Below are 24,873 nucleotides of genomic sequence, written 5' to 3' on the forward strand. Positions count from 1 at the left end.
GCCTGACAATATTTTCTTTAATTCCGTACAAGATTTTAGGAAATGACCAACATGGTTACTGTTTAAGGAAATTAAACTTATCAAATCTAATATCCAGTCTAAATATCACTTTGAGAATTAAATTATACTTTATAAGCGTCATGACATTTATAAAGAATGTAATTATTAAGTTAAGTTTCTTGGCGAGCAGTCTATAATAACGCAAGTATTAGAATCTACAAAAAGTTATCCTATTTCAAATCAATTGGTGTACTATTCTAGAATGCTTATCATCCACTATGATGAATATTGCCAATTAATGGGAAAATACTTAAAAAGTTTTTATGCTAGAAGACGCTATTGCTTTGACATGGAGTCATTATTTCGGTTCTCTTTTATTCGTCCTGCGGTAAATCAAGATCCAGCCAACTCTAGTATAGACCTAAGTCAGAATACACCCTTTCAAAGAGATCTCATTGAGGCATCAAAATCCGACAGACCTCGTGAGGCAATGAGGGAGGTAGCATTGATTTATGTCGCTGGGCCTGATTTTATTAGCGAACCCAGTGTAAATCCTTTGCATTTAAATTTAGTGACTTTTGCTCGCTCGCTAGACAAATTAGAACGAGAAGAGGAAGTATCACATGAGGATGTAGTCAGAGCGGTAAGAAAGGCCTTTGATGCAGATCCAGATGAACTAATCCGAGATTCTGTACTCGAGGTTCCAGTGATGAGGCTTAAAGACTCCATCTTAGCAATTAAACAACTACAGGAGAAACATATTCTTCCCATTGAAGCGCTAGTTGGACAACTTCGAGACCTAGATCTGATTGTTAAAGTAGCGTCTCACGATGATTTTCCTAAATCTGTTACCTCCTTAAAGTTATATCGCAGGCGTTCTTTACGCTTGCCAGATTTTCCCGCTTTACCATCAGTCCTTTCGACTGCTAGATTAGAGAAAGAATGGTATATCAAACTGAAAGAAGAAAATACAAAACGTCAAAACCACATACAGAGCCTTGTTGATCGATACTTAGCCTCTGTAAAGGCAATAGAGGAATTGACTACACTAGGTGGAGAATATTTTCATACAACTCCAGAGACCCAAAGTAACGGACGCAGTCCCAGAGAAGAATTACCTAAGGAAACCAGAAAGCCTCTCTTTAAACCGCTACCTGGTGATGAAGCTACTTTCCGTCTAAAGTCTAGTGCTCATGACAAATTATCTGAAAGTACAAAGAATATTCTAAAGGATAAGGATTTGGATATAACTAAAACCCCATTGGACAAGCTTGTTGAATCACTGAAAAAGGAGATTACTAAATCGCGCAGTGAACTTGATGCTTTGTATGCTAAATCACCTCGGATGATAATTAAACGAATTGGTGATACCCTAGTAACCATCTCGACTCCATCATCCTCTCGTTGGGAAAGCGTCTTATTAAGGGGACCTCCATACAAGAAACTTCCTACTTTAGCATTGGAGGACCAAATTCCCACAACGAGGGGTAAGGTTTTTCCTTCAGGAGTCAGTGATTTGATGATTGTGAAGCAACAACTAATAGGTTATGAGGGAGCGGATATTGCTCACATCGAAAACATATTAAAGAGTGAACACCTGATTCGTGAGCATGTTCGAAGACAGGAAATTGAACAGATTACTTTCCGTGAAACCGAAGTAACCAAGTCAGAAGAACGAGATCTGCAATCCAGCAGCAGATATGAGATGTCCCAAGAAACTAATACAACTATAAAGCAAGATTCTTCTCTTAAGGCTGGCTTAACTCTATCTGGAAGATATGGTCCGTCAGTAGAGTTTACTGCTAGTGCAGAAGGCGCATTTTCGCGATCAAAAGAAGAAGCTACAAAGTCCGCTAGTTCGTATTCTCAAGAAATTACTGAACGAAGTGCTGCGAAAATAACTGAGAGAGTTCTTCTACGAGAATCGCTCCGAATTACAACAGAGACAACAGAAAAAAACCTACATGAGTTTGATAATAAACAAATTGGATCAAATCACATATCTGGAGTTTATCAGTGGATAAACAAGATTTACCAGGCGCAGATGTTTAACTATGGAATGCGGACAATGTTTGACTTTATGATTCCCGAGCCTGCAGCATTCTTAATCGAGGTCTTGAAGTCTGCAAAAGAAAGCAGTATAGATATTGAAAAGCCAGAAGAGTTTACGTTAACACCAGCACAAATAGACGAGAATACTTATGGTGATTATGTTAAACTATATGGGGTAACTGATGTATCTCCTCCACCTGAACAATATATAATTGCATCTCATACTTTTAAGGGTACTGAAAGTACTAAGGAGTACAGTCATGCAGGAGAAATAGCTATAGACGATGGTTACGAGGCCATTGAAGGATGCGTAGTTGCTATTTTTAATGAAAAGGGTGATCCTGCTTCTTCCTCCTTTGCCTTAGGGAGGCGGGTAGGTGGTGGCGATACCCCGCATTCTTGGATATGGACCACTCCACTCGATTTAGAGACAAAATCGATTCCTTTTGCATTGGATACTTTCAATATCGACACTATTAATTTCGCCATTGAAGTAAAGTGCCAACGAACACTTCACTTAATGAACAAATGGCGTCATGATACTCATGCTAAAATCACTATTGCTTATAAGGCACGTCTATCTGAATACGAAGAGAAGTTATCTGCGCTAAGTATCCAAGCAGGTGTATCGATTGAAGGTAAAAATCCACTTTTTAACTTAGAGACTATTAACAATGAGCTAAAGAAGAACTGTATTAGCATCATCACGGATCAACACTACGATCTCTTTGATGCAATAGAACTAGACAGCGCTGGTAAATTTCCACAAATTGACCTACCAAAGGCTCAAACCGAGGGACCATACGTACGTTTTTTTGAACAAGCTTTTGAATGGGAGAACATGACATGGGTGGGATATCCCTATTTCTGGGGAAGGAAGGGTCAATGGCAGGAGCGAATTGTTTTTGAAGACCCAGACCCGTTGTTCAATCAGTTCTTAAAGGCGGGCTATTGTAGAGTGGTAGTCCCTGTTCGACCAGGCTTTGAGAGTGCCATTGACCACTTTAGAAAATACGGAGAGTTGTGGAATGGAGGGCCTCTTCCCACAATATCCAGTCCGTTATATCTGCCCGTCGCAGATGAACTAGCAGAAAGGCTTGACCGACCAGGAACTGAAATTCCCGAAGGTGAACCCTGGATTGTTAAGATCCCAACTACATTGGTAAAACTGCGTGATGACGACTCGCTGCCGAGTTGGGTCTATGACGAAGATGGGAAGTGGGTTGAAAGTTGAAAGATAGAAAGATGAATGATTGGTCAAAACGATATAATGGTATTCCTCAAAAGGATATTCTTAACGTCATTGGTCTGCCATTTGGTTGTGACCATGAAATGCAACTTATGAATTCAATTGCTCGCATCTCATTACTTAAACTAATTATTTGTTATCTCTAGTGATTGTTCTGATTGATTAAATCGTCCTGTAGCCATACTGACGGATCGATGTTAAAATGGAGTAAAGATGATGGCGATACAGGAGTACAGAATTGAAGTCTAATCCTGCAATTTTGGGATACGTTCAAGCCTATGTAGATCAAGGCCATGAGAAAGATCCAATAGGTAGAGGTGAATTAATTTTCTTCGCAGATGCTTTGGATCCCAACGCTGGCAAAATAATCATAGAATTCACTTCTCCGCCTTGGCATAAAACTGGAATACAGCCTTTTGCTTGGGATATGTTACCACCTCCTGTAAGTGCGAATTTCTATAATACAGGTAGCTTGAATGACACGTATGTGATCCGCTTAGTTTTGTCCCCAATGGTTAGCTTCCAGCAAACTACAATCGAGGGTAGCAAACTTTACCATAGAGTTATAACAGATATTCAAACTGGGCGTAAATTTGTCGATCCTTTAAATCAGGTTGTACGGCTCGAAGTATTTCGACCTCAGGATGAATCACTAGTCCCACAACCAGACGAACCAATTGAACCAATGCGTTTTTTAGAAGAACCTTATTCCTTGGGATTCTTGATGAGTCTCCCAGCAGACGATGAGTTAGAGGCAGTGGTCAGAGTGATACCTTATCCGAATGGCGTAGAATTCGTTAGTACAGGTGGAAAATATTCGCTTAGACTACAGATAGACCGCGACGACCAGCCCGCTGCATTCGCGTACGAAATAATTAGACCTGGTCCATTTTTGAATGATTGGCCTGAGCCGCCCCTACCAGTGGGTCCCCCAAGAGAGAGAGAACATGAATTTCGAATCCGTATTGTTTACAGTCCAAACGTCAGTATCAGAGCCGAAGCCATCCCTGCTAGGAAATATGAGATATTGGTTGAGACCCGTAAAGTTTACCGTGTAGATGATGTACCCCCACAGGGATCCTCACTAGACGACTATACATTCACATATTTCAATATAAGGGACACGCCAGGATCAACGCCAAGACGACCAGTATGGATCACGTTGTTTGAATTAGGAGTTGGATTCATTCCATATATAGGTGCGCTCTATAACATAGCACAGCTTGTATATTCACTAAGCACAGGTAAGGATTTCTGGGGTTATAAGGTAGCTGATCTTGATTTTGTGATGATGGGGTTTGCAGCAGTTTTACCCTTTGCTTTAAAAGCCACACCCGCCGTTAGAAACCTTCAGAAAGAGATCATACAGGTAATACCAAGAGATAGTAGTAAAAGAATTTTGGCCCAGATTTTGGACGATGGTATTACCAGAATTGTTAAAATTCGACTCCAACGGGAGCTACTTGAGGCCGTTGGACAAATCGATACCAAGAGCGCAACTGACCTTGCAAGAAAGATGGCTCTTTACGCTGCAGGGAAAATTACTGCCAGTCAATTTATCAAAGAATTCGATAACCTGGTAAGTGCGGCATTCATTCGACAACTTGACATGCGTAAGATTGAGAGAGTTATGAGTGCAGATTTTAAGAATTTCAAAAATCCTATCCTCGCAGAAGGTTTCAATGAATATGTAAGTCGTAATCGATTTGCAGATCCCGTTAATTGGGCTATACAACAAAGAAATAAGAACAGTCGGTTTTTATTTGAGCTCCAAACGGAACTTGGACCTAATTGGAAGAATATCTTGATGCGGAGCCGTGCAAATGATGTGCGATTGAGACCAGTTAGTCAAAAAGAGTTGACGCACTTTGACACATATGCCGTACAGATCGAGGATGCTAAATCTCTCGCGAAAGTAAACGCTGGACATGGGGCCTACTATGAAGTAGACCATATCCTGGAACAGCGATTCTGGCGCAATGATCCTCGTATCGTGATAGCTTTCGACGAAAAAGATTTGGGTCTTGCTATCTTAGTACCAAAAGGTCCTGGAATTGCAGCTAAAATGCCAGGACTACCAATATCTTATGTCCATACAACTAAGACACAGATGCTGAACTATCTTATCCCCCATGGACAGGAGGCACTATACACGGCACAAGAGATCTTCGACGCGCATATGTTTGTATTAAAACATTTAGGGCTCGATGAGTCTATTTTACGAAGTAGTCGTTTATTGGGAGATTTTAAATTATTGGCAAAAGCTCGAGGTGAGCCGGCTTTGAAATTTCGGATCCCTTCTCGATATCGATACTCTCCCACGAAGGGGAGATGGGAAGCATTATGACCTCTGATAATGAAAATTACCATAGAATCGGCAATGATTGATGTGTACGTAGTTCTAGTGATCAAATACATCAGATTATGGTCAAATTTTATTAAATTAATTATTCCTAATAACTGTCATCTAATTTGGTAATTACTCTTAATTGGAGTGGACTAAATAATCTTTGATTTTTGCTCTTTCCAATTTTTTAGTCTACAAAATTAAAGTCAATGAATGAAGAGAAAACTCAAATTCAACAGTAATCGTACAATCTGGGTAAATCTGAAAATATTCTTAGTCATAAAACGATGAGATAATGTTGATGGTATTCAAGAACAGTTAATTCTCACCAATCTTTCACAAGTCTTCGACAGCTCTCAAAAGTGTTAATAACATTCGGATATTCGCTATCTCTTATTACTTGTCCATTAACTTGATTTTTTACTTTAGTATCCATAATTGCAATGTTATACTCAATTTAGCAGACAATGGTGTATCTCAATTCTATTACTAATAAATAGAAGATGATTATTAGGATTCGTATAATTAACAACTCCGGTGGGTTTGTAATAGATATATTACGAGTCTATAAACCGCAAAATTGTTATATACTGTACCCTAATCACTGTTCCAAAGATTCAAGGTAATTCTTGATCCAATTCTGTATGTCTTTTTTACAATCAAGTGGAATTCCATTTTTATGTAATTCTGATTGTAGAACATAATCATAATTATTTTGGCTTGAGCTCTGTGCTATTTCCTTGAGCAGACTGTTTTTGACCAGAACATAATGATTTATGAAAGAGTATGAATCCTCTTCTTCTCTATAGTATTCGCAAAATCTCTTGATTATTTTTTCTTGGAATCTAGTTGGAATTACTCTGTTATATCTATTAACAGGTAATATTTCTTTCAATGATATTACATTTGCATGCAAATCGGTGAGTGTATTAAGTTTTCTTTCAAATTCAATATTTACATGTTGCTCTTCATACCATCGTCTCTCTAGTTTTTCCCACTCATAATCAGATCTCTTCATTTCTTCGACATATATGCCGATTTCATTTTGTAATTTTGTAATAGCTTGAAATGTATTGCTCGATAGATTCGTATGGAGTAGACGTTGTTTATGAAAACTATAAAAATATTTCCTTATCCTTTCTAAATACCTTTTTGTTACTTCATACTTCAACTTGGTAATACTCATGATACGCAACTGTGGCTCAAAATCTACAGCCACACCGAACAAGAAATCTTTTACAAAACTTTCATCCTCAGAAGCAATATATTCTTTGTACAGGTTATAGAAAGATAAAAATGGAAATCGAGTCTTTATCTTAGGAGACACAGATGAACTAAAAATCTTTTGAATATCGCCAGTGTTACCATACTTATATTTAATTCCTGTAATTGATCCATATGCCGAATCAATTTCATCTCTTAAATTCATATATTCATCCATTTCAGAAACATTCGAAAGAATTTTATCAATTTCAAATATCTCAAGCTTGTTACCAGAAAGTAAAAAAAGATGCAGCAGCCCCTTCAAATTTAATACATACTTCTTTTCTCCATCTTGATGGAAAACCATGTCAACATAATCAAGATAAAAATAATTTGGAACTATGCTAAAATTACGTACTACAAATCCACCTTTTTCTCTCCCAGTATGTAAATATAACTCGTTTTCAAAATCTGAAAACCTAGATTTTTGAAAAAACTTTACTAACCCTTCTTCTAATTTACCTTTTTCATTTAAAAGAGTGAAGTTTATTTCTATCCGTAAGTAATTGTTTTGCTGATCATATATTTTAATACCTTTAATCTTTTGATTATTCGTGTTTTCCTTCTCTATAGGATCATATTTCAGATCATAACTTGATTCACATTTGAAATAATCGTTATAAATCTCAAAAGCTTTATCTCTAAACTTCAAAGGTACCAATTCAAATTGATCAGATTTCGTGTTTAGAAAATCACCTTCTCTAAAGACCAAAGTAGAGGGAGTATATGCTGATTTGTGATATAATCTCTTTTCAACTTCATACACATAGTTTTGTCTAGAACCGGGAATTTCCTTTTCGACTGCATCCTCAATTTCGCTAATTTCTAAGGGTTTGGAGCTCATTCCAAGGCAGTAGAGAAACAGCCTCTCTACTTTGTTCTTTTCTTAATGTCTGTCAGTCTTTTTGTCATTTTTCATTATTGTGAGCACAAAACCTGTCAGGTCGCGTATTATTCATACTACCTATTTTTTAGTTATAGTGTGTTATTACATAAAAAAGTTAACAAGAGGGTTTCTTTGTATATTCCGAAAAGAATATTCGAAGAAATAGATTTCAAGCGAGCTGATGTCCCTCGAAGTAAATTTATTCTCCGTATATTAGAAAATTACCTTATAGGAGATGTAAGGCCTTAATGCCTGACCAATCATTACTACACTTAGACCTCGCTAGATGTCCTGTTAGTTGTGACGACTGCAAGATAATTTATACGAACTATATGATAGATTTTCAAATCAAATGTAACTGCTTTTGCCATAAAGAGAAAAAATAGGAGTTTTGTAGTTGTCTAAGCTATCTAATATTAGTAATGCCAATTCTAATAAACCTTTTGAATCTTCTAATTCCATACAGAGGGAATTAAGTGAATCATTATTAGATTACTTAAAATCTAATCTTTTCTATTCTGAAAAACAAAATAAAAACGAATTTTGGCAACAACTTAGAAGTAAAAACGATACGATTGTGGTAAAACATTCTCACTTTAAGGGCTATTATAAAATATTATACTATCTAGATATACTTTCGCCTGCAGAAATAGAAAAAACATTTCGATTAACAATACGACAGTTTTCCAAAAGTAATATGGAGGATCGAAACTTTGTATTTCAGGATAAGTAAGGAAGACGTTAAATAGTGACTATAATGTCTACGAACAATTCTAATAGTTACAAAATTAGTTCAGAAATTTTAAATTCGTTATGGAAAGCAGGTTTTAAGCCTGTACCCTTATCATATGAAGGGATTCCAACTACTCAATGGACACCGATCTATGACAATGATGGTTATTGGGAAGAAGCTGATTTTAAGGATCCAAATGTATATATGAAATTTGTTAATGTAGCATCTACCTTTGGGAGAACTCACCTAAAAGATTCAACAAATTACGAGTTATTTATTCAAGCTTTAGATATTGATTCAGAGAATGTTTTTAACCTATTGAACGTACCCATTAAAAATTTGTATGCCTTTGAAAAGGTAAATACGTTACTAGATGATCTGATGAATCAATCTAATACATCGAGATACGAATTTATGAATTTAAGACTTATGGATCTTTGTAAAAAAATTACCTTTGTAACAAAAACTAGAAAACCTTATGGTTATCATATTTGGTGGTTATCACACCAGCAAAATAAATCGATTTTAACTCTTAATTGCATGAAAGACTATGAATTTGAAATTAAAACTGACAAGAGAAGCGGATTATGTACTTTACCCCCTTCTACATCCAGGAACGATCAGAACTTTAGATATAGCTCCATAGGTCAAAAGGAAAAATTACTAATAAGTGATTCCTTATATGGATTATTTATTGAAATTCTCAAAAGCTGTCTAATCCAAAAGAGTGATAATGACCATGCAAAAAATAATGATAATGCAGGACTAAATGAATTAAATTTAACGAAGTTATTCGATCTTTCGCAAAATACTATAATCACTTCTGCTACGCTACTATCACCTTTCTATATAGAAAAAACACGAAACAATTTCGTTCTTCACTTTAGTGGGTACGCATATCATTGTAATATTTCGGAAAATTCGACAAGTAAAATTATATCTGAGATTTGCGCTATGAAAAAAGACGAATCAAGGAACGAACGTCATTCTACAATTCGTTATACATATCAAAAAGCTCTCGATAACAAACCTGTGACTGGTAGTCCAACCTTTACGGAATTCATTTCTCAAGTTGCCGATTGCTCAATTGAGCAAACCCAAAAAATAATTGATGATATAAAAAATTTATGGCTTGATGACATCAAGAAAAATATACACAATAGCAAGATAGCAAGTGACGACGATGATAATTATGATCAAGATGCAGTTTGTGAAAACTTATTATCAGTTTCTCAAACAAAGATGTTTCATGAAGGCAGGGTCAAAGTACGAGGTAAGATAATGAAATGTAGTGGTAGTTTTAAAATGATATCAGCCACTAATCATATGTGTTACAATCAAGAATGTAATTTTAAAACAAGAACAAGACATCCAAAACCTCTACTATTATCTAATGATAAGGACATAAATGGTAAATGCCCTCAATGCGGAAAATTCACAGTATCTACCACTCTTGAATACACCAATGCTGTAGATTTAGAATTGCAGGATGTAGATAATGTTAATGATATAGACAGATTATTGGTTTTTCTATTTGAAGAAAACATAAAATCGCTAAAAATTGGCGAAACAGTAATTATAAATGGAAACATATCAGTTATAAATAAGAATGATAACAAAAGAAAGAAACTGATAGCAGTTCTTTATGGAAACTCTATTTCTTATGAATTTGACGAGAAAATAGAATTAACTCAAAAAGATATCGAAGAAATAAATTATCTAAAAAAGGAAAAAGAAATGATTGATACAGAAGGTGTAGCAAAGGATGATTGGATTGAATATCTTGTTTCACAATTTGCTCCTCAAATTGCGAGAAATTATTATCCTAAAGTAGCGTTGTTACTTTCTGCTGTAAGCAGTGGTCCTGATGAGATATTTAGGAAAAGAGACAGAATACATGTACTCTTAGTAGGCGAACCCGGTCTAGCAAAAACAAAACTTCTTGAGGACGTAATAGAACTTGTACCAAATTCAAAATACATGAGTATGTCCAACACATCTGGAATTTCATTAACAGCAATGATCGAAAAGGACGAGAGTGGTGGGAGCTATAGCGTGAGAGCAGGTTCTATGGTTTTAGCAAAAAATGCTATTTTTGCTGCTAATGAAATAGGCGATCTCAACTTCAAAAATCAATTGTATTTAGGCGATATAATGGAAGAAGGTGTTACTCATATCTCAAAATATACCATAGATGCACAACTTGTGGCTCCAGTTACCATGATCTCTGCATGCAATCCTATAGGAACATATTGGAAATATCCTGATCACATCGATCTATCAGAGATTCCATTACCTCCTAAAGAAATCGATAGATATGATTTACAATTTTTCCTAAGAATGCCGAGAGATAGATCCGATCTAAAAACATTTGCTTCCGAACTCAGAAAGTGTGATAAAAACTATCATAACTCATTGGACTACACCTTTTTGCGAAAAGTTATGATATATGCTAAACAATTTAAACCGACATTATCTGAAGATGCTATTTCAGAAATAGAGAATTTTTGGATAGATGTTGCCACACAACGAGGATCTGTAAGAATAAAAAATGTATTGGAAAGGTTAACCAAAGCCTTTGCCAAATTGCGATTTAAGAATGTTGCAGATGTAGATGAAGCATATGACGCTATAAGATTATACAAATATGTTTCATCGCAATATGATATATTTGACAATCCCTATGCTGTTCCAAGAAATCCACAACATATGGCAGCTGATGTTTGTATGGAAATTCTTCAAGAAAACCCTCTTATCGAAAGGCGGATTGACGAATTAATAAGTTTAGCTTGTTCCAAAAATCCGCAGGTAGCGTCTTATTTTTCAGGAGAAAAGAAGTTAAGGACAAGCTACAAAGCACGCGCTGTTAAAGAAATTTTAATTCAGAATCAATATATAAAGCAAGTTGGTAGTAGCCCCGTAACACTCCAATGGTTTGAGAAGCAGATAAAACAACAGACCAACAACGAATTGTCAAATTCTAAAGTTATTCAACCTTCATCATCGGATACCGTCTCATTACAATTAACTTCATCCGATCAAACTCAAGGTTGCTTGAATAATCCACACAATGAAGTAAAAGACCATAATACTGAAGGAAGAATACCACCTCAATGCGATGAATGTGATCAAGGTGATGTATGCAATCTACAATCAAATGAAGATAATCAAAAGAATTTCCCAGCATCTAATGTAATTGAAAAAATCATACTGCCCTGTAATAGGGTTATCACATCGCATTCATCGCATTCATCGCATTCAAACGATCTTAACCAAAGAATAACAAACAGTATTGGTCTGTTTTCGGATGACGATACCAATAAGAAATATCCCAATCATGACAAAATACACCTAATTCATAGAAAATCAGCAGATATACAGACCAATGATGATTTAGAAGATCAATACGATGTCAATTTAAAAGAGGAGAAATAACTTTTTTGAATAAGAATATAAATTCAATCGAAAAACCATTTAAAATTGAGAGTTATAGAGATGAGGTGTTAAACACTGCTAGTATAGACATGGAATGGATTCCATACAGAGGTAAATATCTACATTCAAAAACTCAGATATTTGCAGCAGCTTTTTGCACCAATTGGGGAGAACGAATAGTGTTACATATATCTCAATATCAAAAAACTAACGAATCTATTAATTCAGAAAAAGCATTAATTGAGGATATCTTATTCTATTTTAACCAATTTCCATTAACATTTGGCTGGTATACTACTGGTGTTGCTATAGGCAAATACGATCCGAGAAAAAAGGTATTTCAAGTTAAAGGTAGAGATTCAGACTTTTTTATTTTGCATCAGAGATGTTTATTTCATAGAATTGAATCGCCATTTGAGATCGGTTACAATGGCAAATATATTACTTTGAAAAAAGGTTCTAAGAATAAACATATTGATCTCATTAAGGTATTTGAAAAGCAAGTAATAAAAGATTATGTTTTAGATGGACGATACAGAACTACCAGTCTGGACTCAGTAAGTTCTGCAATTCTAGAGATATCAAAATATGAAGGTATGGATGCAGGAACTACAAATATTTTACAAAAATCCACTAAACTTCAAAAAAAGTACGTCAAAAGAGATGCAGAATTGATAATGATGTTAGCACAATACAGAAATTGTATTGTTTTGAGATTGATGAAAATATTCTCACATTATGCTAAGATGGACTATTATGTGGTCTGTCATACAAGCGTTAGTAACTGGTATTCTAACAAATATGAAAAAATGATTGAGAGAGGTGATTGTACATTGAGTTATACCCCCTACTACAGTCTCGAAAAAAAAGAGATAGGAGGAGGTCATCATACTCGCTCGCAAAGGGGTTTATTTGTTAATACACTCGTTTATGAATTGGATGCGAAAGGAATGTATCCTACAATAGTAATAAATAATAATCTATCATTTGATACGTTAAATTGTATATGTTGTAAAAACACGCCTTCTGCATATTTGGACACTGAAACTATAAAGGTAATAAATGATAATTTAATGGAGCAAAAGATTGATAGACAAGTTTCAAATTATTGGACATGTAGGAAGAGAAAAGGAGCTTTATGCATGATACTGGAAGAGGTTCTGACAGATCGAGAAAAGTATCTGAGATTGATAAAGGAAGAAAAGTCAAAACCTTGTCCTAATAATTTACTTTTAGAAGAGTTTCACAATTGTCAAATGGGTGCGAAATTATTTGCAAATTCGGGATTTGGACTTTTTGCAAATAAATATTTTAAATTTTCAAATTATAAAGTAGCAGAGTGCATAACCGGAGAAGGAAGGCGAATCCATAAACAAATGGAGACTCTAGCATCCAGGGAACCTTTTAACTTTGACATTGTATTTGGATTTACTGACTCTATTTTCTTTAAAATAAAAGAAGCAAACTGTCAAAATCCTGAACAGACTATCAACCAATTTATCAAACAATGTAAAGACAAACTTGGAATTACGCTTGAAATAAAGAACGTATTCAAGAATTCGATATTTTATGGAATCAATAATAGATTTGTAGGCGTACTGGATAAAGAAAATGACAGGATAATAATTAAAGGATTGGACGGTTTAGCAGAATCCAATCCATTATGGATAAAAAAGTGGGTATATGAAATAATAAAACAGATTATTACAAAGCCAGACAGTAGGTTTGAGATTATACCAAAGTTGTTAGACGATGCTGTGTTCGACCTTGTCAATAATGCATGTAGCTCAAAAAACAGTATCGCAGAAGAACTGAGTTACTCTCAAAAACTAAGAATGCATCCAACAGAATACGTAAGTAGTAACAGGACGGGAAAAGTTGGGCGATTGATGAATAAGGATAAAGGAGAAGTAATTCAGTGGTATGAGACTAAAAATATAGATAAAGAAACGAGTGAAAACTACTCGACCTCTGCACCTGACCCTGAAAATGTAAATTTAGATCATTATATAGATCGATTGTTTGAAAAACTGAAAAGGACATTGGAAATTACAGGATTTGATGTACAGGAGATTAAACCCGAAATTTCGAGAAAAATACTCACTATGATAAATTCAAAAAGTCTATCTTAACCTCTTTTGTTCCTACTATAATTAACAGCAAATCAAGTTTGTTCGATACTCTGTCGTTACATAAGATATATAGAAAAGTGCAAGATTTGATTAATTGGATTCTATATTGTTCTAAATATCAATTAATTAGTGCAACGGTTACAAATTGAATAACCTTCGTCCAAATTGTATAACTCAAATTTTTCATTTTCTTGGCTAAAACGTCTTTCTTCAAATATCTAGTTTATGCGGTGATTTATCTTCGAAGTTATGTCATATGCTTATTTTGAGAATTTTTTGAATCAGTTAGATAATTACTTTTAAGTATTATTATGAATAGTCATCAAGATGTCGTATAATACAATCGGATCATTATATGGTGGTCAATTTCATCAAAAAGGACTGCCATTTGAAAGAGAAGTTGGGTTTTTAGTTGTAATGGATTTACTAGGAGTAAAAGGAATTTGGAAGACACCAAATTATGAGAATCATTTTACCAAATGGACAAATATTAATTATTTTATCGACAGTTGCTTTAATAAACAAGCCCTACCATTTCATAAATATTGTTTTTCTGATACCATAATAATATCAATAAAGTCGCAAAACTATGACAAAAACAATAATTTAGTAAACTATATCAAAAGCGTCGGACTTGCACTATGTGAAATCATTCAAGAAGCTATATTAAATGGACTTTTCTTTAGAGGTTCAATAAATTTTGGAGAATATTTAAAGTCATTCGATGCAATTATTGGACCAACCATTGATGATGCGGCAATATGCTATGACAAACCTGAAATCATTGGAATTGTAGCATCTAGTGAATTCAAGACTCTATTAGATATGTATTGTAATGATCATGGCACATGTTATCCTTTTACCAAATATGATTTACCATTAAAGCATTCCGTACTCAAAGATTGGTGGTTACTGAAATGGAATTATAATGCAAGTGAAGAGTGTTTAAGAATTCTAGAGTCTAGATATCAATATTATGCGAATAAGCCCAATATACAAACCAAATACCATAACACCCTTTTATATTTAGTCGATAGTGTTACAATATAATTACAATATTTGTTATATAAGAAATTTTGAAAAGTGTAAAATTATTCTTCCTCAATGAAAATGAGAATAATCCTGCTAATAAATTCCAACTAAATACAGACGAGAGGTACTCTAAATTTAAATTTAGTTAATCGAAAGTAGAGATGTTGACTCAATGCGAAACCAATGTTTGAAAAGCTGAATTAACGATATTGAATTTTGAAATCAAGGATTTGACTGTCTGCATGTAGGTAATGTATATTTATTATTCTTCCTTATAAATTACAAATTTCTCGTCGGGTAACGGATTTTTGATTTGGTATTCCTTTTCAATACGAGCTAATGCCTTCTTTAATGATGGTATGATGTATTTATTTAAAGTCATATTAACCTGTATGTTATTTATGGTTTCATTCAATTTCATGTTTTGCCTTGTAATCTGAGGATTAAACATCTTAAGTCGATAATGGTGCAAACCTCTATTTTCTGCTTCCAACTGAATTCTTAGTCTAATTAACAACTCAATAATATACTTGTCTTTGCTTAAGAGAGTAAAAATTTTTGGTATTATAGAACTAATCACAGTGGTATCAAACTGATACATCGGAGTTCGGAATCCTATATCAGTAGGTGTAGTTTCTTCTGAGGTGTCTTCCTCAAGATTCTCAGCTATTGTTAGATTCGATAATAACTCGATGTAAAGTAAATTAATCTGATTCAGTCTTTCTTCATAATTTAAAAATTCTTGTTTTATTTGTTCATAACTCATTTGTTTATTCCCTTTATTGGTTCGAAAGAAGAATTTTCCAACATCAACTTTGATATGAGGTCTAAGTTCGCTTTTCTTAATTTGAGTTATGAAGATTACAGTATCCTTACCAGGAATTTTGATAGGAGGATTAGAGAAATCAAAATCTACTGTAGGGTTAATACCTGAAATTCGATCCCCAAATTCTTTAGCTAAATCCGAATTACGTACTCCTATTATCCTATCTTTGTCAGATTTTCTTATATCTTCGACTCCGAATATGATAAATCCACCCTCAGTATTGGCAAATGCACATGTGGTTTCTACTATTCCCATATTATCCGTGGGATTCCTACTTTTTATGGAAGCCTTAAACTCAAAAGAATTTGTCTCCAAATATCCTTTTTCTACATAATCTTGGATGATATCATAGTTCCATTCATCAAGCTGCTGTGGAATTGCCATATTGTCGAACCATTTCTGAATATCATGTCTTCACTTTATGTTTATCTAGAAGGATCAAATTCATAATCATGATCACTTCAAACTTTTTGCTTTTCATGATACAACGGTTTTAAATTATTTCCTGACTTTAAATCGTAATTTGTATCACAAGGTCAAATCTCTATATCAGGTGGGAAAGGGGCAGTCTTATGTTCTATTGTAAAATTCTAATGTTCATCATGAATAGAAAACACATTCAATTCTTAATAGAAACTCGTAAAAATGAAGGTCTATTCTAAAAATATCTCTACATAAGCTTTTGAAACAAGCAGATATTTATTTCCATCTAAATCCTTAATCAAGGACATTGTTACTTTGGAGTTTTCAATTTGTAATTCTTTAGCCATCTCATTAGGGATAATCAAAGCAGTAGAATTACCCCCATTGATATCTTGAATTGTCTTACCTAAAATAGGAGCATTTACAAAATTTTCGACTTCTCCCATACTCATAGTTTGGTCTCTATAGTTAAAAATATTTTGGATTTTCGCTAAATCATCCCTAAATTTACATGATGTGGTGTTACCTGTTACATAAGATATTTTGAAAAGTGCAAAATTTGACTATTAGGACAAAACATTACGCTTAATTCAATCAAATGAGACTTAGATCATGAATTAGATAAATCATCATTGTCTCGGGTCTATAACTCCTAGATACTTTTTCTTTATTTTTTTGGTAGTTGAATCTTTCCAATATGCATAATAATATGGTCCATGCGGACACTGCAGACAAAATTCTTTTCCACACTTGACAAACTCTTCTCTTGTTGTATGATTTGAAGGTAATGTAGAATCTATACGTGATTGGCTTGTTTCCATTTCTTTTAATTTGTTTATATTGGCTTCAGCTCTATTCATAACATTGTTTAATTCCTCTTTTTGTTTTTCTTCATCTTCAAGAACTTGTTTTCGTTTTGGAAATTGTTGACCTATTAATTTGTCTGCTCTCTTAGTATGTTCCCAATCATCTAAAATGCTATCTAGTATGAACAACTTTACACCAATTGTATTATAGCAACTATTTTTTAGTAAACCAAAAGCCTGACTGTCATACAATTTTTTCTTATAGTTGTAGTATGTTCTTCTGGATATACTCTTATCTCCTAAAACCTTGTTAATTGATTCAATCGATTCTCTTTCGCTAAGATCGTAATATTCACAACTTTTAATTAGGTACAATATTGGCTTTTCCTTTTCTTTAAAACTTTTTTCTGGAAACATAAAATTGATATAGTCTTTCATATCTGTACCTATATTCAATACTGGATCAGAGCTATTTTGTTCTGATTTATAGGAAAACATAATATTGAATGAACCTTATTTGATTGTATAAATATATTTCTAAATAATAAATAATATTTAGTCAAGACAAAGACGCTAAAATGAGTGAATTTTATGAGTATACGAGTTTGAAAACTTGAGTGATTCACTTTCAGATGAAAAATTGCGGCAGAAAAAATTGAGATTACTCAATTCTTAAATTGGAATATATCCATGATGCTCTATATCAGCAATATGGATTTTAATATTATAAGATTATGGACTTGGCTTAACAAGGACAAGAAATTTCTCAAAAATGAAGTTCATGCTAGATTGTTCCCTGCTCAACTATCAAAAAATCAATTAGAAGAACCTCATATTAAAAAATCCATTGCAGAAAAAGGATATTTTGATGTTCAAAATGAGATTTCACAGTATAACTTAAACACTCTGGAGCTATTTGTAGAGAAAGGATATGTTGATAAATATATTGATACATTCCATAAAATTAGTGTATTCTACGAATATTTTGCATATGCTCCGAATTTAGACCCAGACGGTAAAATGGGGATATCCGGACCAAGATCTATTAACGATTTCAATATGCTCTTAGATTCTAAACAATTCTCTAATTTTGAAAAAACCGCTGCAGAATTAAAAAACCAAATAGATTTAGGGTATCATAGACATATTGATCATTTTGAATATGAGATTTTATTTGAATATAAGACCGAAGTTTATGAAGTTAAAGATAGATATCTTGATATTATAGAGTTATCTTACAATCCAGGATCAGACTCGTATGATATTATAATTGTAGAACCGATAATTAACGAATCTAAAGCCGGTCCATCAAAGGGAAGAAAAATTTTACGAAAAACGGATATTAATTTCATGGATGGATCAGCTGCCATTGATCCTATTATTGACGAAATCGAATGGAAAAGAGAATTTATTGGTTATACAATACATAATAAAGAAGCCTATAAGATCTTAAATACCAATACGGAGTCTAGACCTGAAATTAAAGTTGAGAACAATAAGCTGAATTATTTGGAGAATGAGATTTTTGATATACATAACTTGTTTTCCCGAATATTTGAAGACTCTGTGGCAGATTATCTTAGAGAAAAGGAGTACAATAGAGTAATACCACGACATAAAGTAGATCTTTTTGACAGTGATATCGATGTATATGCAGAATCAGGTTCAAGGGAAATAAGAAAATTATACTGCGAATGCAAATTCAGGGTTTACGATCAAGAATTGACAGACTCTGATCTTAATCAAATTATCGAAAAGATCAAAATTATCGAGAACAATAAAAAAAAGGGGGTGTCTTCAGAATACTGGCTTGTTACTAATACCTGTAAAATCCCTCAATCCGTAAAAGACATTGCAAAACAGAACAAGATCAAAATTCAATTCGCTTCGATCAACAATAACTGGAGAAGAAGAGCTACTTGGAGTGTACACAAAATTGAAAAGATTGCCTAGATTGCAATTCGGGTATTGCTAATTTTACTAAATGAATAAACCATATAGTAGTTAAAAATGTATTGGACTTTTCCTTTTGAAACGAATATTCACTACGACTTCTAAAAATTTTTAATAGCTATTCGCATAAACTGCATGAATTAGAAGCCACCGGTTTCGTTTAATAATTGGTTTCTACTCATACCTTCCATTGATATTACGATGCGAGCTGGAAAATTTGATTTATAGATATTGGGAACTAGTTATCACGATAAAAGATCCTGTATTAGATAGATTCGACTATTAAATTTGTATTTTAAGGAAATATGATTAAACTAACCCAGGCAAGATAAGATGCTAGTTGAATATACCTTCCTCGATCAATTGCTTTGCTATAGTTTGTTTTCCTGATTCATCTACAGAAGAAATAGATTTGAGCAAATTTTGCAAAATACCATTCATAGTTTGATATTTTGCTTCTAATTCTTTGACTTTTTCATCTTTTTCTTCCATTTTGCCTTTTATAACATAGATACTTGTTTTATTTTGTTCTTCTAATTCTTTGACTTTTTCATTCAAGGAATTTTCATCTTGATTTACAGTTAGAAGTGGCATTGCCTTTTGATATTCAGTTAGAACATCCTCCTCTTTCGGTCTTAAATAATGTTGTACTATACCGGTATCATGTGACATTAACATTGAAACAATGAGTTCTCTCATTACTTTCTGACATTCCGTTTCAAAAAACTTCCTGAACCCATGTACACTTTTAAAATCATATTTCCTGAAATTGAATTCTCCATGTTTAGGCGTTCGTTTCTCCCTTAAACCCTGTATTTTCCAAGCATCATTGATTAATACTCTAATTCCTGTGGCACTTAATTTTTTGGGATGCTTTGCAAGACCTAAATAGTTACCATATCTTTGACTTTTAATTTGCCAAAGGTTGCGAATAATACAAGAATTCGGACCGATTCTTTCGCCAAAAGATTCTCTAAAAACCATCCATTCTTTGACAGATTCGTATGCCTCTGGGGTAACATATGAGTAATAATAATTCTTTGTTTTAGTATTAAAAACTTTTAACTTTGCAGCTATTAGTTTTTCGTCCTTATATATTGGAGTAAAGTCACCCCAACTTAGATAACTCCATGAACTAACTCTTATTCCAGATGATATCATTACCAAAACGATTGGTTTCACTCTACGATCAGGGTATTGAATTAACTTTCTGATCTCTTCTATAGTCGGTGGTCGATCGTTGGAATATCTAATTCCTTTCTTTATCCCTTTCGATATAATCTTCCAGTTAACGTTGACCTTGTTCATTTCACAGAATCTTTTAATGGGCTTGAGATAATTCTTGATAGTTTCTGTGGATATTTCTCCACTTTCAACCCTCTGATTCTGTAATGAGAAAAATTTGAATAATTCGTTTTCAAGCCATAGTATACCGTCTTCTTTTACTTCTATTTTCTCATAAAACACATTACAATTCTCTTCGATAGAATTCGATCTAATATCTATGAAATCAAGAAACCTCTGTAACCTCTTAGGATATTGACGTTTTGATTCTTTAGAGTTCAGAGCATACATGAATTTTTGATATGGAGTTAAACTAAGTGGACTTTGATTTCCTAAATTATCGGAAGAATCAAAAGATAGGCTCATTCTTGTTACATATGTATTATTAACTGGGTCTTAAAAAAGGAAGAGATATCAAACGGGCCCGGTGGGCTTCGATCCCATGACCTGCGGTTCCGAAGACCGCCGCGATATCCTGACTACGCTACGGACCCCCTTGGGATGTATAAAATCGGCGCAGTTATATAATTTGTAATGGTTTAATCTTGTAGGATTTTCGTGATTAATTGAATTTCTTGAAATATTTTCATGGTGATTATCGCTTGCGCTACTGAATTCAGAAGCGCCAATTAAAGACATGTTGGGATTACTGATTTTAGTAGCTGGCTTTTAGTCTTCACTACAATATTCTGGAGTAATAATATTTTCGTTGGATTCAAATTCGACATGAAGTGGTCTTTAATCAAGTTAATACTTCAAACTTCACAATGATTGAATCAACTGACAAAATAAGTTTATTTATCCGCTTTTAAGATTGTTAATATTTCATCTACTTTCCCTTCTAGATCTGACAGGCGATTGTTAATTTTCTGAATTTGACCAAACACCATCTCTCTCTTTTTGTATTCAGGTGATTGATTGAATGCTCTTTGTCTTACTTCCATTTGCTCCTTATCTAAGTTACTTTCCACTTTTAGTGATTGTTCCATGTTCTTTGAGTGATTATTTAGACCCAATTTATTATCTTTACCAATCTCATTTGTCATTGATAGTAAAACCAGAGGATGATGATAAAAAGGTTTTCTTCTCGAAAGACTAGTTAGATGCATTAGTCATTGAAAACTTCTAACGATCAAACAATTTGAGTGAGCATATTATGGGCCAAATTGCTATTTATATTTACATCTGCTTGCAAGTGAATACACTAGCTTTATGTTAATTATTGATAAAGTTAATGTAATCTCTGCATACTGGAGATGAAATACCTACTCATAAATACGGGTAACGGTCTACCCATCAATGTTATTTGGACAAGATGACGACACAAGAGATAAGCAAAGTAGACCATTACCAAGTATCAATATTATACTTACATCTTTGCACAATTTATTATTCATAGTTATTAGAGCAGGAGAGGTATAAGTAGTTAGCATCTATTTTAGTCTTGATAGATATTGGTAACCAAAACACTGGTAACTGTCACAGACTTAGATAAAAAGCACCCAGACAAGCCTACATATAATAGATCCTATGTTCTTGCAAAACATACCTATCAAGAAATTGGTGATATAGTAACAGAAGGTTTACTTTTGATAAAGATGTTTTTTAAATAATGAGATCTAAAATAATGTTAATTTTGATTGATGAAAGGCTACCCCATATAGAACCAGAACAGACAAAACGAGACTAATATTATTCTATTAAATCTAAAAGTCATAATTAACAATAGCCATTATATTTATAATTCAATGGTAATGGTTATTGACAATCAAAAGATTAAGTTTATTTGTATTTTTTATCGTATTAACACTGTCCATATGTCTAGTTTCAGTTAACCTCACGGTTTCATCTTATGCACAAAATAGCGCTTTGTCTCAAATCGGTAAAGGCGACAGCAAAGTAGAACAACTAAGAAGTGAATTGCACTCGTCAAACCAGGATAATCAAGTAGTTTCGGGTGATAGTAGCGCATTGTCAGGAAATAATATCGCATGTCAAGACCAAGCCAATTCAGAAGATGGCTCCGGCGTATGTCCTGAAGGAGTGATTTCACCTGGTCCTATTGGGATATTGTCTATAACAACGGTCCTTAGAGCAACCTGCGGTGGGTCCTTTAGTTGTCCCAGCCCAGATGGACTTGTTTAAGTCTTTGTAAATGGACAACCCTATCGCGAATTTGAAGCAAATACACATGTAAGAGAAGGAACAACTCAAACAGATATTCCAATTATTCCTGGAATGCCATACAGTATCCATGCTGTAGGTGCCGGAAAAAGTGTAACTTGGGAGTATGAACTTGGAAACATACAAGGCGACTGTTCTGGAAGAGACACATGTAATGCTGTTATGAAATTAGGTGGGGATAAGGTTACCGTAAATTTCCATTATTGTTTCCGTCACTGCTGAAGGGGACTCATGTTACCCATTTTGCAAAAGGATACATAATACTCTCATCAAGACATTCAACACTGGCCTTATCCTCTTTGTTATTATATTGTTATTTTTGGTTCCTAGTAACATTTAATATCTTCATACTATCCTAGCTAACTTCAGCATCCTACACCAGTTGTTTTTAACACCATTGTATGCAATACAAAGTATTTTAGGAGAAAGCAAGAATATAGTTATGATTGTTGATTGTACAAATTCGATTTGAAATTAGTCTTTACAGTAATTTTATTACTAATCATAGTAAACATTTTACCATCTTCTCTTTCCATATTAGCATTTTCTTCACCCACATCTGGAGAGTCATTTTGGACTGCAGGAACGCCTATGCCGACAGCACGGTCTGAAATTGCTGGATCTGTATTAAATGAAAAAATATACATTATTGGTGGATTTGACAACTATGGTCACAGTACTTCTACTGTAGAGGCGTATGATCCATTAACTGAAGAATGGATTCAATCGACTTCAATGCCCAAACCGCTAGACCATACCGCTGCAGCATCCTTTAATGGGAAACTCTATGTGGTTGGAGGGGGATATCTTGATAGAGATACTTTATCAGATAAACTGTACATATATGATTCGAGTACAAATAATTGGACTCAAGGAGCAAATCTTCCAACTCCACGCGGTGCATCAACTGCCAATTTTATCAATGGGCTGCTATATGTGACCGGAGGCGTGGATTCTGAAAATACATTGGCAAGTACTTTGGTGTATAATCCTTCTCTAGACCAGTGGACAGAAAAAACGCCTATGCCAACAGCAAGAGAACATCTAACCTCATCAGTCGTTAACGATAAACTATACGTTATAGGTGGAAGAATTAATGGAATGAATTCGAACGTTGATGTTAATGAGGTATATGATCCAGTAAATGATAAGTGGACTTCACTGGAGCCGATGCCTTCAAAAAGAGGTGGCTTATCTTCTGCTGCAATAACCGTAAATGGGTCAATCTATGTCTTTGGAGGAGAACAACCCACAGGGACATTTAACAATAATGAAAAGTTTGATGTGATATCCGGAACCTGGACCTCCGATATTAATATACCAACAGCACGTCATGGATTGGTGGCTGTTGCGATTGACAACGTAATCTATGTAATTGGTGGGGGGCCACAACCTGGGGGCTCATCAAGTAGCCTGACTGAGATATTCAATGCTGGTAAAGGATAGAAAGGTGGTTATACCTTTAACTTTGATTCCAATTCACTTTCGATTTAAGCATTAAATTCTTCTGGCATTAGCACATGGAATCACATTCAACGGTTGAATATTCAAGTTTAATTTGACTTCTAATGAAGTATTTATGGGACAAAATGTTTTAATTTGACCCCTTATTAACAAATGTAATGAATCTGACAAACAACACTTTAATGATTGTGATGGTGTCGTCAATTTTTGTCCTCACTGCAACCGCACTCATTGGAGTATTTTCTGGTACAGTCTCGGCCCAAATAGTAACTGGAACTCCTGGTGAAGTAGGGACTAAAAATAATTCTGAAGATTATTATGCTCCACTGAACAATACCGGTCCTGAAACAATTAATTCACTTGCAGCTATTGAGGGTAGCAATGCAGACTTATTTGGCAATGATACCAACATAAGCAATCCAAATATTACTGCAGCTGACGCTGGGACAGTAAACAAACAAGAAGATTGTGTGCGATTATCGAATCAGTCCGCCGTTGATTGTCCATAATTTCCTTTTTTTTAAAAAAATTCAATAATCTTATTATAAACGAGAAAAAAATGGTGCCCCCTTTTTACGATATTTTATATACTCATAACAATGGTGCTTTATTCCAACAATCATATTCGACTTCAGCTAAACCTCTCATATCCTTCGACAGTTAAACTCATTTACCACACATTTACCTCAGAGTGATGAATTTTCAGAATCTATTCTTTAAATTAATTTCGTGTGGACCAAAAGGGGTGTCCGTCCCTAATTTTGTTCCTTACGTCCAATTCCACAAAGACCCTTTTACATTGAT

General features: G+C 34.2%; 17 protein-coding genes and 1 tRNA gene. 11 read left to right on the forward strand and 7 right to left on the reverse strand.

Going from position 1 to position 24,873, the window contains the following annotated elements; genetic code table 11:
- Nucleotides 1-349 precede the first annotated feature (349 nt).
- Nucleotides 350-3,286, forward strand: coding sequence for a hypothetical protein (locus tag NMY3_RS05375; RefSeq protein ID WP_196817894.1), 2,937 nt, complete (start codon nt 350-352; stop codon nt 3,284-3,286).
- Nucleotides 3,287-3,539: 253 nt separating this feature from the next.
- Nucleotides 3,540-5,648, forward strand: a complete 2,109-nt coding sequence (locus NMY3_RS05380; RefSeq protein ID WP_196817895.1) for a hypothetical protein — start codon at nt 3,540-3,542, stop codon at nt 5,646-5,648.
- Between the two features lie 601 nt (nt 5,649-6,249).
- On the opposite strand, the gene NMY3_RS05385 is transcribed toward NMY3_RS05380, so the two are convergent.
- Entirely contained in the window at nt 6,250-7,755 is a 1,506-nt protein-coding gene (locus NMY3_RS05385) for a hypothetical protein (RefSeq protein ID WP_196817896.1), read from the reverse strand.
- A 439-nt stretch (nt 7,756-8,194) separates the two neighbouring features.
- On the opposite strand from NMY3_RS05385, the gene NMY3_RS05390 reads away from it, so the two are divergent.
- From NMY3_RS05390 to NMY3_RS05405, 4 genes are all read left to right on the forward strand, one after another.
- The gene (locus tag NMY3_RS05390) at nt 8,195-8,530 is read left to right on the forward strand and encodes a hypothetical protein (RefSeq protein WP_196817897.1); all 336 of its coding nucleotides are present in this window, start codon (nt 8,195-8,197) and stop codon (nt 8,528-8,530) included.
- 24 nt (nt 8,531-8,554) lie between these two features.
- Complete coding sequence (locus tag NMY3_RS05395) at nt 8,555-11,965, forward strand: hypothetical protein (protein WP_196817898.1); 3,411 nt, start codon at nt 8,555-8,557, stop codon at nt 11,963-11,965.
- Nucleotides 11,966-11,970: 5 nt separating this feature from the next.
- Entirely contained in the window at nt 11,971-14,097 is a 2,127-nt protein-coding gene (locus NMY3_RS05400; protein ID WP_196817899.1) for a DNA polymerase domain-containing protein, read from the forward strand.
- Nucleotides 14,098-14,424: 327 nt separating this feature from the next.
- A complete protein-coding gene (locus tag NMY3_RS05405) occupies nt 14,425-15,147 on the forward strand; it encodes a hypothetical protein (protein ID WP_196817900.1) in 723 nt (240 codons plus the stop codon).
- Between the two features lie 244 nt (nt 15,148-15,391).
- Here NMY3_RS05405 and NMY3_RS05410 read toward each other — a convergent pair whose 3' ends face one another.
- The 3 genes from NMY3_RS05410 to NMY3_RS05420 all read right to left on the reverse strand — a co-directional run bounded on the left by NMY3_RS05410 (nt 15,392) and on the right by NMY3_RS05420 (nt 17,682).
- Nucleotides 15,392-16,339, reverse strand: a complete 948-nt coding sequence (locus tag NMY3_RS05410; RefSeq protein WP_196817901.1) for an AlbA family DNA-binding domain-containing protein — start codon at nt 16,337-16,339, stop codon at nt 15,392-15,394.
- A gap of 269 nt (nt 16,340-16,608) precedes the next feature.
- Entirely contained in the window at nt 16,609-16,824 is a 216-nt protein-coding gene (locus tag NMY3_RS05415) for a hypothetical protein (protein ID WP_196817902.1), read from the reverse strand.
- Between the two features lie 183 nt (nt 16,825-17,007).
- On the reverse strand, nt 17,008-17,682 hold the full coding sequence (locus tag NMY3_RS05420; protein WP_196817903.1) for a hypothetical protein: 675 nt from the start codon (nt 17,680-17,682) through the stop codon (nt 17,008-17,010).
- Between the two features lie 213 nt (nt 17,683-17,895).
- Here NMY3_RS05420 and NMY3_RS05425 point away from each other — a divergent pair, with 213 nt between their 5' ends.
- Complete coding sequence (locus NMY3_RS05425) at nt 17,896-19,137, forward strand: hypothetical protein (protein ID WP_196817904.1); 1,242 nt, start codon at nt 17,896-17,898, stop codon at nt 19,135-19,137.
- A gap of 336 nt (nt 19,138-19,473) precedes the next feature.
- Here the strand turns inward: NMY3_RS05425 and NMY3_RS05430 are convergent, their stop codons facing one another.
- From NMY3_RS05430 to NMY3_RS05440, 3 genes are all read right to left on the reverse strand, one after another.
- A complete protein-coding gene (locus NMY3_RS05430; protein ID WP_196817905.1) occupies nt 19,474-20,787 on the reverse strand; it encodes a hypothetical protein in 1,314 nt (437 codons plus the stop codon).
- A gap of 53 nt (nt 20,788-20,840) precedes the next feature.
- Nucleotides 20,841-20,915, reverse strand: a tRNA-Arg gene (locus tag NMY3_RS05435).
- A gap of 300 nt (nt 20,916-21,215) precedes the next feature.
- Nucleotides 21,216-21,530 (reverse strand): hypothetical protein, encoded by a 315-nt coding sequence (locus NMY3_RS05440; RefSeq protein WP_196817906.1) that lies wholly within the window; start codon nt 21,528-21,530, stop codon nt 21,216-21,218.
- Between the two features lie 652 nt (nt 21,531-22,182).
- Here NMY3_RS05440 and NMY3_RS05445 point away from each other — a divergent pair.
- The 4 genes from NMY3_RS05445 to NMY3_RS05460 all read left to right on the forward strand — a co-directional run bounded on the left by NMY3_RS05445 (nt 22,183) and on the right by NMY3_RS05460 (nt 24,578).
- On the forward strand, nt 22,183-22,566 hold the full coding sequence (locus NMY3_RS05445) for a hypothetical protein (protein WP_196817907.1): 384 nt from the start codon (nt 22,183-22,185) through the stop codon (nt 22,564-22,566).
- Nucleotides 22,567-22,659: 93 nt separating this feature from the next.
- A complete protein-coding gene (locus NMY3_RS05450) occupies nt 22,660-22,827 on the forward strand; it encodes a hypothetical protein (protein ID WP_196817908.1) in 168 nt (55 codons plus the stop codon).
- 246 nt (nt 22,828-23,073) lie between these two features.
- Nucleotides 23,074-24,051 carry a Kelch repeat-containing protein gene (locus NMY3_RS05455; protein WP_196817909.1) on the forward strand — a complete coding sequence of 326 codons (978 nt, stop codon included), beginning with the start codon at nt 23,074-23,076 and terminating at the stop codon, nt 24,049-24,051.
- 176 nt (nt 24,052-24,227) lie between these two features.
- Nucleotides 24,228-24,578, forward strand: coding sequence for a hypothetical protein (locus NMY3_RS05460; RefSeq protein WP_231100313.1), 351 nt, complete (start codon nt 24,228-24,230; stop codon nt 24,576-24,578).
- Nucleotides 24,579-24,873: the final 295 nt, after the last annotated feature.

Origin of the sequence: Candidatus Nitrosocosmicus oleophilus (genome assembly GCF_000802205.1) — an archaeon.
Taxonomy (GTDB): Archaea; Thermoproteota; Nitrososphaeria; order Nitrososphaerales; family Nitrososphaeraceae; genus Nitrosocosmicus; species Nitrosocosmicus oleophilus.

Excerpts from the sequence above, each read along its gene's own strand:
- NMY3_RS05440 (WP_196817906.1), bottom strand. The coding sequence starts at position 21,530 with ATGCATCTAACTAGTCTTTCGAGAAGAAAACCTTTTTATCATCATCCT.
- NMY3_RS05425 (WP_196817904.1), top strand. The coding sequence starts at position 17,896 with ATGGATTTTAATATTATAAGATTATGGACTTGGCTTAACAAGGACAAG.
- NMY3_RS05410 (WP_196817901.1), bottom strand. The coding sequence starts at position 16,339 with ATGGCAATTCCACAGCAGCTTGATGAATGGAACTATGATATCATCCAA.
- NMY3_RS05430 (WP_196817905.1), bottom strand. The coding sequence starts at position 20,787 with ATGAGCCTATCTTTTGATTCTTCCGATAATTTAGGAAATCAAAGTCCA.
- NMY3_RS05420 (WP_196817903.1), bottom strand. The coding sequence starts at position 17,682 with ATGTTTTCCTATAAATCAGAACAAAATAGCTCTGATCCAGTATTGAAT.
- NMY3_RS05460 (WP_231100313.1), top strand. The coding sequence starts at position 24,228 with ATGAATCTGACAAACAACACTTTAATGATTGTGATGGTGTCGTCAATT.
- NMY3_RS05375 (WP_196817894.1), top strand. The coding sequence starts at position 350 with ATGGAGTCATTATTTCGGTTCTCTTTTATTCGTCCTGCGGTAAATCAA.
- NMY3_RS05385 (WP_196817896.1), bottom strand. The coding sequence starts at position 7,755 with ATGAGCTCCAAACCCTTAGAAATTAGCGAAATTGAGGATGCAGTCGAA.
- NMY3_RS05450 (WP_196817908.1), top strand. The coding sequence starts at position 22,660 with ATGCCATACAGTATCCATGCTGTAGGTGCCGGAAAAAGTGTAACTTGG.
- NMY3_RS05405 (WP_196817900.1), top strand. The coding sequence starts at position 14,425 with ATGTCGTATAATACAATCGGATCATTATATGGTGGTCAATTTCATCAA.
- NMY3_RS05395 (WP_196817898.1), top strand. The coding sequence starts at position 8,555 with ATGTCTACGAACAATTCTAATAGTTACAAAATTAGTTCAGAAATTTTA.
- NMY3_RS05415 (WP_196817902.1), bottom strand. The coding sequence starts at position 16,824 with ATGGGAGAAGTCGAAAATTTTGTAAATGCTCCTATTTTAGGTAAGACA.